Origin of the sequence: Gottfriedia acidiceleris, assembly GCF_036421055.1 — a bacterium.
GTDB lineage: Bacteria > Bacillota > Bacilli > Bacillales > Bacillaceae_G > Gottfriedia > Gottfriedia acidiceleris_C.
This window is the reverse complement of the sequence record NZ_JAZGQS010000001.1, coordinates 539,519-552,399: the sequence shown is the minus strand read 5'-3', so window position 1 is coordinate 552,399 and position 12,881 is coordinate 539,519. Positions and strand designations below refer to the sequence as shown.

14 protein-coding genes and 1 pseudogene are annotated in these 12,881 nt (G+C 31.4%); 4 read left to right on the top strand and 11 right to left on the bottom strand.

Features of this window, described 5'->3' with window-relative positions:
* Positions 1 to 226 (top strand): annotated as a pseudogene (locus RAH41_RS02685) (IS110 family transposase); the annotation flags it as partial.
* 246 nt (positions 227 to 472) lie between these two features.
* Here the strand turns inward: RAH41_RS02685 and RAH41_RS02680 are convergent.
* From RAH41_RS02680 to RAH41_RS02670, 3 genes are all read right to left on the bottom strand, one after another.
* Positions 473 to 1,213, bottom strand: a complete 741-nt coding sequence (locus RAH41_RS02680; RefSeq protein ID WP_331220406.1) for an esterase family protein — start codon at positions 1,211 to 1,213, stop codon at positions 473 to 475.
* A gap of 17 nt (positions 1,214 to 1,230) precedes the next feature.
* Positions 1,231 to 2,418, bottom strand: coding sequence for an ATP-grasp domain-containing protein (locus tag RAH41_RS02675; RefSeq protein WP_331220404.1), 1,188 nt, complete (start codon positions 2,416 to 2,418; stop codon positions 1,231 to 1,233).
* Between the two features lie 116 nt (positions 2,419 to 2,534).
* Positions 2,535 to 3,365, bottom strand: coding sequence for an alpha/beta hydrolase (locus RAH41_RS02670; protein ID WP_331220403.1), 831 nt, complete (start codon positions 3,363 to 3,365; stop codon positions 2,535 to 2,537).
* Positions 3,366 to 3,868: 503 nt separating this feature from the next.
* Here RAH41_RS02670 and RAH41_RS02665 point away from each other — a divergent pair.
* Positions 3,869 to 4,381 carry an N-acetyltransferase family protein gene (locus tag RAH41_RS02665; protein ID WP_331220402.1) on the top strand — a complete coding sequence of 171 codons (513 nt, stop codon included), beginning with the start codon at positions 3,869 to 3,871 and terminating at the stop codon, positions 4,379 to 4,381.
* 76 nt (positions 4,382 to 4,457) lie between these two features.
* Here the strand turns inward: RAH41_RS02665 and RAH41_RS02660 are convergent, their stop codons facing one another.
* From RAH41_RS02660 to RAH41_RS02650, 3 genes are all read right to left on the bottom strand, one after another.
* Entirely contained in the window at positions 4,458 to 4,925 is a 468-nt protein-coding gene (locus RAH41_RS02660; RefSeq protein ID WP_331220401.1) for a hypothetical protein, read from the bottom strand.
* Positions 4,926 to 4,987: 62 nt separating this feature from the next.
* On the bottom strand, positions 4,988 to 5,500 hold the full coding sequence (locus tag RAH41_RS02655; protein ID WP_331220399.1) for a hypothetical protein: 513 nt from the start codon (positions 5,498 to 5,500) through the stop codon (positions 4,988 to 4,990).
* Complete coding sequence (locus RAH41_RS02650; RefSeq protein WP_331220397.1) at positions 5,475 to 6,041, bottom strand: RNA polymerase sigma factor; 567 nt, start codon at positions 6,039 to 6,041, stop codon at positions 5,475 to 5,477. Before RAH41_RS02650 ends, RAH41_RS02655 begins: the two co-directional genes overlap by 26 nt.
* Positions 6,042 to 6,258: 217 nt before the next feature.
* Here RAH41_RS02650 and RAH41_RS02645 point away from each other — a divergent pair, with 217 nt between their 5' ends.
* The gene (locus RAH41_RS02645; RefSeq protein WP_331220395.1) at positions 6,259 to 7,233 is read left to right on the top strand and encodes an NAD(P)H-quinone oxidoreductase; all 975 of its coding nucleotides are present in this window, start codon (positions 6,259 to 6,261) and stop codon (positions 7,231 to 7,233) included.
* Between the two features lie 26 nt (positions 7,234 to 7,259).
* Positions 7,260 to 7,964, top strand: a complete 705-nt coding sequence (locus tag RAH41_RS02640) for a DUF554 domain-containing protein (RefSeq protein WP_331220394.1) — start codon at positions 7,260 to 7,262, stop codon at positions 7,962 to 7,964.
* A 42-nt stretch (positions 7,965 to 8,006) separates the two neighbouring features.
* Here RAH41_RS02640 and RAH41_RS02635 read toward each other — a convergent pair whose 3' ends face one another.
* From RAH41_RS02635 to RAH41_RS02615, 5 genes are all read right to left on the bottom strand, one after another.
* Positions 8,007 to 8,705 carry a YoaK family protein gene (locus tag RAH41_RS02635; protein WP_331220393.1) on the bottom strand — a complete coding sequence of 233 codons (699 nt, stop codon included), beginning with the start codon at positions 8,703 to 8,705 and terminating at the stop codon, positions 8,007 to 8,009.
* Positions 8,706 to 8,971: 266 nt separating this feature from the next.
* The gene (locus RAH41_RS02630) at positions 8,972 to 9,250 is read right to left on the bottom strand and encodes a colicin immunity domain-containing protein (protein WP_331220392.1); all 279 of its coding nucleotides are present in this window, start codon (positions 9,248 to 9,250) and stop codon (positions 8,972 to 8,974) included.
* A gap of 406 nt (positions 9,251 to 9,656) precedes the next feature.
* Positions 9,657 to 10,205 carry a hypothetical protein gene (locus RAH41_RS02625; RefSeq protein ID WP_331220391.1) on the bottom strand — a complete coding sequence of 183 codons (549 nt, stop codon included), beginning with the start codon at positions 10,203 to 10,205 and terminating at the stop codon, positions 9,657 to 9,659.
* 310 nt (positions 10,206 to 10,515) lie between these two features.
* Positions 10,516 to 11,088 carry a hypothetical protein gene (locus RAH41_RS02620; protein WP_331220390.1) on the bottom strand — a complete coding sequence of 191 codons (573 nt, stop codon included), beginning with the start codon at positions 11,086 to 11,088 and terminating at the stop codon, positions 10,516 to 10,518.
* Positions 11,089 to 11,264: 176 nt separating this feature from the next.
* Positions 11,265 to 12,704 carry a hypothetical protein gene (locus RAH41_RS02615; RefSeq protein WP_331220389.1) on the bottom strand — a complete coding sequence of 480 codons (1,440 nt, stop codon included), beginning with the start codon at positions 12,702 to 12,704 and terminating at the stop codon, positions 11,265 to 11,267.
* Positions 12,705 to 12,881: the final 177 nt, after the last annotated feature.

Genomic DNA, 12,881 nt, shown 5'->3' with positions numbered 1-12,881 from the left:
AAATCGTATTACCAAAAGAGGTTCAACTAGGCTCCGTCACGTTCTATATATAGCAGTCCTTTGTGGAATAAGGAGTTCCAGAAATAAACGATTAAAAGAATTTTATGATAGAAAACGTGTGGAAGGTAAACCTGCAAAAGTCGCAATAATTGCTTGTGTAAATAAATTATTACATTGGATATATACTCTTTTAAAAAGAAAAGAAACATTCCTTGATTTAAACTAAATACCAAAATTATGAAGTAATAACAAAACCTTCCAATGAGATAATGGAAGGCTATTTGGCATGTCTATTTTTAGTATAACATGTGTTTTATAAGATTTTTATTGAAAAATATTGACAACTATTAGCTGGTTTAGTTACATAACAAAATCAACAATCTTTTAAAACAGAGCCAAAATATAAAAAGAGCTACCTAAATAGAGTAGCCCCCAAAAAAGTATTATGTGTTCATTGCCACTGTTTTGAATTTTATTTAAATAATTCCCCTAAATAATACGGCATTTGTTTTCGCCACCAAACCCAGTCATGCGATACATCTTCGCCCCATTCATCAAACCATGCTTTAATTTGTTTTTCTTCAAAGGCTTCTTTTAATGTAAAGTACGACGGTAGCCCGTCTTCTTCCCAATCACCTAGCCCGGTACATAATATGATATCTGCTGAACGGTATCGATCAATAAACCAGCCGTCATTTTGGTTCCATATGTAATCGCTTGGTGAATTTTCGTATACAAGAGGATCATTTCCGTAGTCCCCAAAAAAGAAACGTACATCGTAAACACCGCTAAGTGCAATAGTTGTTTGGAAAACATCCGGATGTCTAAGGAAAAAGTTCAACGCATGATATGCCCCCATACTACATCCTGTTGTCATCATTGGATCGAACCAACCTGTTTTATGTTTAATAAATGGAATCGCTTCTGAAATCACATAACGATCATAAGCTTCATGAGCTAATGCACGGTCATGAACTGATTTTGAGTCGTGTAGCCAACTTTCGCTATCGATAGTAGACAGTGTAAAAAACTGGACTTTACCTGATTCAATAAAGTCATGACATACATCAATCATTCCAAAATTATTGTATTCAAAATGAGTCCCCCCAGATGAAGGGAAAACTAGGATTGGCATGCCGCTGTGTCCATATCTGTTTAACTGCATTTCGCGTCCTAATTCCCCACTCCAATGGCTTAAATGTTCTATATTCATAAAAAAGTCTCCTATCCTTATACGTTTACAATGCTGTAACTTTTTCGTTCATGTACAAAACGAATAATGTCATCGACTTCTTCCTGTGATTCTGCATTAATCGCATAAAATTGATTTCCTTGTAATTCCGCAAATGCATCTGGAATACGCTTTTCAAATTTCACACGATCGCCAAATCGTTCATAAATAGCATTTGTATCATTGTTATACTCATACGCATCACGCTGTGTAATACCGACACAATACTGGTTTTCGATATCGGATTTCTTAATTTCTGCCCCTGTCACAATCGAAGCATACTGAGCAAATAAATCAATGGAGTAAGCAAAATTGTACATATCAATCGTGTAGCCACCAGCTAAGCGATTATTATATTCAAGTGCAACATAATCCCCATCTTCTAATTTAAAGAATTCAATATGAAAAAAGCGTTCTTTCATCCCAAAAGCTTTTACAATCGCTTTTCCATAATATTCGAGCTTTGGATCAATCTCTTTTTGAATAATATAAGCTAAATCCAACTGACCTTTCACGAGTTCCAGAGTCGGCACATTATATGTAAAGCTTGTTTGGAAAACAATATTCCCTTTCTGATCGACTAAACCATCAAATGTACAAAGCACGCCTCCTTCGACATATGGTTCAATGAAGTATACTTGTGCTTCATCCCATTCTTCTTCAAAATGGCGTACAGCCTCTTTAGAACATAATTTAAAGGTTGCAGCTGAACCAACTCCATTATCCGGTTTCGCAATAACTGGCAGTCCAAATTTATCAATGGCTTTCGTTAACTCATTTTTTGTTTTAACGACTTTTCCATCTACAACTGGTACACCTGCTTTTTTAAACAGCTTTTTCATTTCAGATTTATATTTAACTTTTTTCAAGTCACTCGGTTTATTTCCGTATACATTAAATTGTTCACGCAATTGCGCATCAAGTTCTAACCAGTATTCATTATTAGATTCAATACGCTCAATCGGACCATGTTTATAAAATAAAAATGCAACAGCTCGTTTCACTTCATCTAGATCTTCTAAATTATTTACACGATAATATTCTGTTAAAGATTTTTGTAGTTTCGAACCTAATTGGTCATATGGTTCTTCACCAATCCCTAAAACATTAACACCTGCGGCTTTCAAACGATGAGCAAATGCTTGGAAATTCTCTGGATAAAATGGAGATATCAAAATATAATTCATAAAAATGCTCCTTTCTTAATATCAAAAAATTGATTAATATTTTAATTTAAAATTAATCTAAGCCTCTTTTAAAAAAGTAATATGTATCAAATTTAAGTCATCAATATTTAGTTCAATTAAGACCATTTCTCACTTAAGAAACGTAAACATTCTGGTAAGTGTTTTGCCCAAGCTTTTTCATCATGTACTTCATCTGCAAAAATATTTAAACAAATGCTATCAATTGGAACAGAGCCTTTTATCAGTTGTTTATAATACTTAAGCGAGCAATCAATATAGGCCTGCTTCATATTTCCATACATCAATTGCCGATCGGTATCATCGCCTTCCTGAGTACCAACTTGTATATACACTCGTTGTTCAGGATCTAACTCTTGACTAGCAATATAATGATCAAAAGCTTTCGTTGTAATCCAATTGGCTAAAGAAAAAATACCTAAACCACCAATTTGATTTTTGTATTCAACACCCATAAAAGCCGAAATATTTCCTCCAAGTGAGCTACCAATCACCGCTGTATGATATTTATCCGATTTCGTTCGATATTGCTTATCAATGAACGGCTTCACGACTGTCATGACGAAATTAGCAAACTCTACGCCTTTCCCACCTAGTTCATAATCTTCTGGAAGAGGGCTTTCAGTAATTTTCCAAGGTGTATATTCATTAATTCTGTCTTGTCCACCGTTATCAATCCCAACAACAATCATCTTCGGTAAATCAGGGTTTAGTTTAATGGCCGGAATTACTTTCCATGAATACCCGCTATAAGATTCACTACTGTAGAAAATATTTTGACCATCATGCATATAGACAACTGGATAATTTTGATCCTTGTCTTCTTCATAATTTTTCGGTAATAAAACACGCACGCGCCGTTTTTCATCTTTATAAGACATATGTAATTGATGTGTTTCTAGTTTTAAATAAAAATAGGATTGATTCATTTTAACTTCCTCGCTCCTTTATACTTACCTTCAGAAAAATCCAACCGCTTAATTTCTTCTAATAAATAAGTGTTTGATAAATATAAATCAGACTAGGAAGAGTACTCCTCAATTACTTTAAATACTCCTATGTTCTAATTTCTACATTTCATCTAAATCTTTTAAAGTTTGATGCTAACTAACTGCCTAATTAATTGTTTATCAAAGCAGTTACCACATCAGTCTGAAAAATCATTTGTAACTAATTCAACGAAAATAGATTAGATTCCTTCTTGAATAATCATGTCTAATAATAATTTAGAGTATATCCGGGATATGAATATTCTCTATTTCACATGATTGGAACATCGTTTACTAAGAAACAAGGTTTAACATATAAGCAATAAACAAAAGGATTTTAATATGAACAAACCGACCAAACAAATATAATTTTCAATTTTACGGTTTGTATAAAAAGTTCTAAAATAAAAAGAGTAACAAAATAAATTTGGGGGAAAGAAAAAATGATTAGGGCAGCTACTCAAAACGATTTAATGGACATTTTAGAGATTTATAACGATGCTATTCTTAATACAACTGCAGTTTATACTTATAAACCACAAACATTAGAAAGCAGACAAATTTGGTTTGAACAAAAAATGAATGAAGGCTTTCCAATACTAGTTTGGGAACTTGATCAAAAAGTCGTAGGATTTGCTACATTTGGGCCTTTTAGAGCTTGGCCTGCCTATAAATACTCGATAGAGCATTCAGTATATGTACATAGTGACTATAGAAAAAAGGGAATTGCTACTTCATTAATGAAAGAATTGATCTCTATTGCAAATGAAAGAGAGTATAAGACATTAATTGCCGGAATTGATGCAGATAATGAAAAAAGTATTACCATGCATAAAAACTTCGGATTTGTTTATTCAGGTACGATTAAAAAGGCAGGTTATAAATTTAATAGATGGCTTGATTTGGCCTTTTATCAATTAGATCTTGATGGACCAAAGAATCCTACAGAGGAATAAATTAGTAATCTAGTAAAGGGATGTTTTGTTCAATATTTTTCAAAACATCCCCTTACTTAAGCTAACGAAAAACGTTCTATTTTACTTCTAAAGCAAAGGCATAAAAAGCATCGCCATTTGATAAATGCTTATCTTTTTTATCCATCCACCATACTCCATATGCGTAATAATAGATTCCTTTATTAATAGGTGCTGAAAATTGATTCTTCACTACTTCAATTTCAATTTCCTTTTTATCATTTATTTGGCTCAAGTGTATTTCATTTGGTTTAGGTTTATAATTCATTATAATTTTAATCGTTTCACCAGGTATTACTTCAATCGGTTTTTTACCTTCTAATAGTTCAATCGGTCCAGCCGTATCAGCACATTCCCCTTTTCCTTTCTTAATCCAACAATAAGAACCTAATTTCGTATCATATGTTTGATTCCCCACTTGAACCATTGTTTTCGGAGGCTTATTACCTTTCATTCCATTATTTGCTGAACATCCGGTAAAAATGAGAAAGAAAAAAAGTAACGATGAACCCAACAATTTTGACATTTTGAACGCTCCCTATTTTCAAATTGGACTAAAAAATTTTATCTAAAAAAGTCAATCAACTATTATTCAGTTTTTAAAAACTTTAAGATTGTTCCGTCCTCTTGTTTTACAATGATGACTTTTGAGTCTTCATTCGTTATAAAAATTTTATCACCAACCTTTAACATATTAGAGGAAAAATTGGCTTTCGGAATCGTATTATTATTAACAACTTCTTGAACTACCCCAATTTGATCTTTAAGTACTAATTCTTTATTATGTAAAACACCTTCAAACCGATAATCTACCCCGTTTACAATTAATAGTCCAACACTGGCATCTGCCGAAGTACTTTTCGATTCATTTGTCATTCCTATATTTTCTTTTAGTCCTTTTTTAATAGGTGAGTTAATAAACATTGCAAATACCAGAAATAGTAGAATCCCAATTGAAACAAACGGTTTTCGAATTCGATTATACCCCCGATTTGAATTGGCTTTATTCCATATTCGATCATATGTGACGGAAGGATTTTGTTGATCTAATTTCTTCTGAAGAGTGTGTTTAATTTCAGAAATAGGATTGTTTTCCACCATTAAGTTCCCCCCCTTTCAGTTTTTCTTCTACTTTAAACAGTTCGTTTTTCGATAATCGATTTCTTAATTTTGTCAGCGCGTAATTAAGCCTAGATTTACATGTACCGATTGGAATATTTAAAGAATCTGCCACTTCATCTAATTTCAGTTCTAAATAATAATGAAGAACAATCACTTCCTTACTCTTCTGAGGTAATAAGTTTATCTCCTTCCAAAGATGATCTTCCATTTCATTTTGTATAATTGATTGCTCAACTTCATTTACAGTTAGAACATCATACTGAATGCCAAAAAGTTTCTTCATTTTTTGTATACGTATCATATTACGGGTGATATTTACGGTCATTCGATAAATCCAAGGTTCAATTGGTTTCGTTTGATCAAACAGATGGAATTTTTTTATAATCCGAATGAATGTTTCTTGCGTAATATCGTCTGCCATTACTTTTGATTTGGTTAAAAAGTAAGCAGTACGATACACAAGAGACGAGTGATTATTAAACAATTCTTCTAAACAATCTTTGTCAATTCTTATAGGCACAAGTTAACCTCCTTTCCCACTTACTTTATATACACTTAAAAACCGAATATCGTTCGAAGTTTTTTAAAATTTTTTCTCCAAAACTAATTTTAAAAAAATGAGTAGGAATGATGTGAAGAAAATCTACAAATTTTATCAATCCGAGTTTTTAAAATATTCTTTCGATTAGTTATATAGTATGATAAGAATTAACTTAATTAAAGGTAGGTTTTTTAGAATGAAGGCAGTTCAAATTGATGAATCAAAGCATTTATTTATTGACGATTATCAGATGCCTGTTTTAGGTGAGAATGAACTACTTGTGAAAGTTCATGCTACGGCTATAAATCGAGCTGACTTACTTCAAAAACATGGTAAGTATCCTGTACCTAAAGGCGCATCACCTATTTTAGGATTAGAGATGGCCGGGATTGTTGAACAAGTTGGGGCTAATGTGTCAAACTGGAAAGTTGGAGATCGTGTTTGTAGCTTATTGCCAGGCGGAGGTTATGCGCAGTATGTTTCGATACCTTCAGAATTAGCAATTTCAATTCCAGATCATTTTTCGTTCGAAGAGGCTGCGGCAATACCCGAAGTATTTTTGACAGCTTACTTAAATTTAATTGAATTAGGTAGATTAAAAGAAAATGAAACTGTATTAATTCATGCAGGAGCAAGTGGTGTAGGAACTGCTGCAATTCAGCTTGCAAGAGAATTTGGTGCAAGTTCAATCGTTACTGCAGGGAATGAAACGAAACTTGCAGCTTGTACTGATTTAGGCGCAAACCATGTGATTAACTATAAAAATGAAGATTTTAAAACTGTTGTCGAAAAAGTTACTGATCACGTAGGGGTAGACGTCATTTTAGATTTTATTGGTGCATCCTATTTCCATCAAAACTTACAATCATTGAATAGTAATGGTAGGCTCATTTTGATTGGTACAATGGGTGGAGTTAAAGTGAACGATGTAAACTTATTACCACTTTTGACAAAAAGAATTTCCATTATAGGGAGCACTTTGCGTTCACAAACACTAGAGCAAAAAATCTATTTAACAAATCAATTCAAAAAAGATGTCTTACCTCTTTTTACGAATAAAAAAATAAAACCGATTATCGATTCTGTGTATCGTTGGCATGAAGTGAATGAAGCGCATACTCGAATGGAAAACAATTTAAATATCGGTAAAATCGTCTTAAAAATAGATTAATTATATGCAAGTTAAAGGGGATAATCATGGTACTACTCGGTTCATTTGTTAATGCAGCAGCTATTATTATTGGCTCTTTACTAGGTTTATTTATTAAAAGAATTCCTGATCGAATGAAAAACCTAGTAACTCAGTCAATTTCTCTCGTAATTATTGTTATCGGATTTACTTTAGCTATGAAAACAAATCAAGTTCTTATCGTCGTTTTTAGTTTATCGCTAGGTGCAGTTGTAGGAGAATGGCTAGATATCGAAAGTAAATTAGATAAATTAGGTCTATTTATCGAAAGTAAATTTCAATCTAAAAACGAAGGCTCAATTTCTAAAGGATTTGTTACATCAACTTTATTATTCTGTGTTGGCGCGATGGCTATACTCGGAGCATTAGATAGCGGACTTCGTCATAATCATGAAATTCTATATACAAAATCAATGATGGACGGCTTTTTATCAATCATTTTAACTTCGACTCTTGGAATTGGCGTTTTATTCTCTGCAGTCCCAGTTTTAATCTATCAAGGATTCATTGCCATTTTTGCATCATTTGTACCAAATCTAGTAACACAGCATTTATTAAATTCAATTATTGCTGAAATCTCCGGTACAGGAGGAATTTTATTAATTGCTCTTGGTTTGAATTCATTAGGTTTAGTAAAAATAAAAATTGGAAATATGTTACCTTCTATTTTATTTGCACTTATTATTGTTTGTTTTATTCAGTTTTTCAAATAAGATGACTAAAAATGAGCCCCGAAAAAGGGCTCATTTTTTAAATTAATGGCTTTTCTTTCTAAAATAACCTTTGTCTTTGTGATATAAGATTAACGCTACAATTAATACACAAGCAGCAAACCAAACAGCTTGATTCCCAATATACTTTGTCGATAAACTCCCAAACAATGCACCAAATGAAAAAGAAAGAATAATAACGAGAAACTCTTTAAATTTTGTTTTTGCTTCTTTGTCCTGATTTACAATAGCTGTATATGCTGCCTGTGAAGCAATTCTAATATTACCAGATGTCATTGTTGAATTATATGTCCATTTATCTAAATGAGTGAAGGTTGAAATTTGTAAAGATGAAACAAAAGAGATGCAAACTGTTACAACTATATTAGGTACACTACTAGGCAATAATCCTACAATCAATAATACACTACATTCTAATAAGAGAATTGAGCGTCTATAACTGTATAATAGTTCTCTCAAACGTGGATGTTTAACGGATTCAGCAACTAATACACCTAGAATAAAGGCTATTATAGGTAAAATAAAATCCACAGAGTTTTTCCAATTTCCAAAGGATAGATTTATTGCCAAAAGAACAAGATTTCCTGTTTGCGCATTGGCAAACACTCCGTCTCTACTTATAAAAGTATAAGCATCTAAAAAACCACCCACAAAAGCTAACAATAATCCAAGATAGACTGAATTTGATGATAATGATGGAATTAATTTTTGTTTAGATTTCAATCTAGTTCTCCTACTTCATTACTAAACTTAGCACAATCTTACCACACTTATTATGGTAATAAATGTGAACAAAAATCCAACAATTACATTTAAAAAATAATCATTTTTATATTGATTTTAAAAATAAAAAAGAGGTTGCCAAATTGACAACCTTTAGGAATTCTTTTCGAATTAATGCACTGTGTTAGTTTCATAACTTACTGCACTTCATTTTATTTTCTATGTAGCTGAGATCTAAAAAAGCTGGTACTGGTTAGATAAGAACATTAATTATTTATTATTCCATTCAATTTAAATAATGCTGCAGTGACTTCTTTTCTTAATTGCTCTTCTGAAATCTCAAAGGCAGTTTCTTCACCTGGTTTACATTCATGACAATAACAATCTGCTGATTCAAAAACACCGTTTAATATTTCAAATAAATTTTCATCCAATTTATCATTTGCTTCTTTAAAAATTTTGAAATATTGAGTTTGAAATTCATCAGCAGTAATCCTTCTTGTTAAAAAATCTACAATTATTTTTTTATATTTATCTATGATCATAAAATTACCTTTCAAAATCCTGTTAATTTCTTATTTTTAAAGGATCCTTATTACCTGCTAATAGAATTTGAGTCTAATGTATGCATCAGATATATTTATACTAGCTAAAGTCCTAAATAATTTTTTTAACACGCTATTGATACCACTTTTTTTTGTCCATTTTGGCAATCTCTAGTTGAAACATTGATAATGTTGATTATCTTTTGCTTAGAAACACAAGTCAATTGGGTTATTCTTTGTGAAGTTCCTCTCAAATAATCGCCCTTATTTAAAGGATTTATTTTGCAACTAAATTCCCATCTAGCCGCAAAAGAAAAACGATCCTTCGATCTTGAAGAATCGCATCAATTAGTTCAACAACTTGTTATACAATATTGTTCTTACTTTTACTATATAAAATCTATTTTTATAACATTTGTTTTGCGATTTTGATAATATCTTTCTTGCGCTTTTCAGCCGAAATATTCTTGTTATTGTATCCTATTTCGTAATAAATCCCATTCTTTTCAAATGTGAGCGTATTTCCATTATATTGACCGTACACTCCGTTGGACAACTTAACCTTCTCACCGGAACCACTATACTCCACTTTAAAATTATGAACAGTTATCAATAAGATCATCTCATCATTTTTATCCTTTGAAAATGATGTAAAACTAACTCTCAAATTTTTCCCATCATGTTTAACATCATCAATTGTAGAAACTCGAAAAGGTGTAGCATCAAACGGAATATCATTCGGCATTTTCACCTTAAACGGAAGTGCATCTAACGCCTCATCTAACGAGGAAGCCTCATAGCTTACTGGTATGGTTTTTAATTGTTCCTCCGTTAGATTCCCCTTTGGTTCAACTTTTTTTAAATTAGATGTATCTAAAGTGTCATTATTCATATGTTTACAACCAAATAACAAGACAATCATCAATATTGACACTAACCATGTCATTTTTTTCAAACCATATCCCCCCTTATGAAATACTGACGAAATACATATTATACCAATAATGCCAAATAAAGTTTTTGCAATGAATCTATTTTTATCATTCTGTGCTATTAAGACCATTATAAAGAATGCTAGACTGATAGTTAATCTCATATATTTTTTCAATTGTACTTTTACCTTATTATCTAATTATTAATTAAACATTATCAGAAACTAACATTCATTTCTTAAGCAAATCATCCTAATTATTTAAAGATTTCTTATTGAACTAATCTGCCATTTACTTTAATAAGAAAAAGCTACCGAAAACAGCATTAAGTTTTTATAATCGAATCCACTTTCCAAAACTACGTTCGTAATAATAATTTTTTGTAAAGTAATAATCGGGTTTTCCAGCAGGTTTCTCTTTATTAACAACTTCAATCATGTACAATCTTTTTTGAGTCAGTTCCATATCTCCTTCATTCATATCACTTTTCATTCCACTTATTCTTTTAACTCTATTTATTTTCCCTTCTAAATTTGTATCATGTTTGTAAGCTATTAATGACTTTTTCTCTAATGAATGTGTTGTTACTACTGAGAAATAAAAGTGTTTTTCAAAAGATTTGTAGTAATGATTTATTCCAAAAATAAAAACTGTTATACAAATTAATGACATTAAAACAGACATAAAAGTAGACATGAAAGAGAACTTAAATGATTTCTGAACCAAATAAAAATATAAAAAATACGGTAAACTAAGTAATAATATTGGCAATCCAAAAGAAAAAATTGAGAAAAATATGATAGTAAATATAAATTCAATTGCTTTTACTACATCGAACAGAATCAAGAGCACTGTAACTAAAAAAGGTATAGTATACAGAATAAGTATCTTCGGTGTTAATTTCAATATGTATTACCCCCACCTTTTATTTTTTATTATCAATATTAAATTAATAAATCCCCTATAGTAGACTGCCTATCCATTTTATCAGATAGGCTTTTTTACGCGTCTACTATAGGGGATAATATCAATTAACAGTCTTTTTTCATTACGCAATTAGCAACTTTTATGTCTAACATTGCCTAAAACTTCACGGTTGTTTTTGGAATATAGCCATTATACTTATTTAGATACTTTACATAAACATAGTCATGTTTCAAGCCATACCCCGTGCTAATAACGAATATTTTTGTTCCTTTTGGAATTGATTTTACTACCTTCCCTTTACCATCCGAAAGTGATCTAAGAGTAGCTGCTGATTTCAAATAATAGTATTTTTTAACTACTGTAGATTTCGGTGTAATCGTAATTGAAATATCTGGTGAGTAATGACTTGCTATTGCAAACTTATCAACATCAGACGTAGAGAAGATAAAATTATAAGATTGGCCAACTACAAGATTCCCTTTATAACTATAAGTGTTTGTTCCTTTATTTAAATAAATTTCCTTGTTATTAGGTAAAGTAATTTTCGTAAAGCTGTAATCGTGATCAACTGGTGGTGTAAATGAAACTGTAACGATCCCATTCGTTTCTTTAACTTTTACATTCGTTACAGGACCTGGTGGTAATGGATTATCCCAAATTAATGTTGTTCCTTTTGACATGTTTCCATTATAGTCTACAGTTTGAAGTATAAACTTTTGTTCCTTAAATACCGTGTCTGGTTTGTATTCATAAAAACTATCGTAACTAGGCCTTCCTGGAACGTAAATCTTTTTCCCATTAGGCACTGTTAGATAAGTTCCAACAAAATCTGCATCTGATGGATTATACCAAGAGAAGTCCAAATACTTATCACTAGAATATGTTCTTGTCGCCATAACATATATGAGATTTTTTTGTACATAATTGATTTTACCATATTTAATTTCTCCTGGAGGCCTGTTCTCATTAGTAGTTTTAAACGTTTTTTGTGAACATTCTGTATATGGAACTACATTTCCTAATTTATCTTTTGGACATACTTTTAACAAATAAGTAGTATTTGCTTCTAAATTATTTGCAGTATAAACACCACCATTTAATGGACCAGTAACCAAGTTTGTTAACAATTCTCCATTAAGATAAATGTCTACAGACTCTAAATCTGGTGTGTATGTTGGATTTTGCCATGCAAATCGAATAAAATGATTATCAATGTTTGGGTAATCGTCTAAAATAACATTTGGTGGTGCCGTTGTATCCTTTTCAATCGTAATTGTTACAGAGTTTTTATCATCAAACCCATTTGCCCAAATTGTATAAGTATATGTAATATCATCTTGTACTGAATTTGAATCTTTATACTCCCCTCTACCCCATACTTCATTATCTAGAATTTCACCGTTACGTTCAATCGTGTATGTATCACTCGCATTCCAATCCCATGTAAGTGTAACAATATGGTCCTTGTGAGTAGCATTAAAGTTCGTTACGATTCCTTTTTCACCAGTTGCCGTATCCATTGCAAATACATGCGAAGTAGTAATTAAAAATGACAAAGTAATTAACGCGATGATGATCCTTTTAATATCTTTCATTTCTTCCCCTCCCAAAAAGAAGTATAGCACCTCTTGTTCTAAGCAAGTACATGTAAAAATAAATTTTTTAATAGAACTAATTAGACCGAAAGTATGATATCTTTGCTAGATTTAAAGATAACCTATTCAAATACATTTGGAAAAATAGTTACCGAAATTATTAGTATCATTTGAACT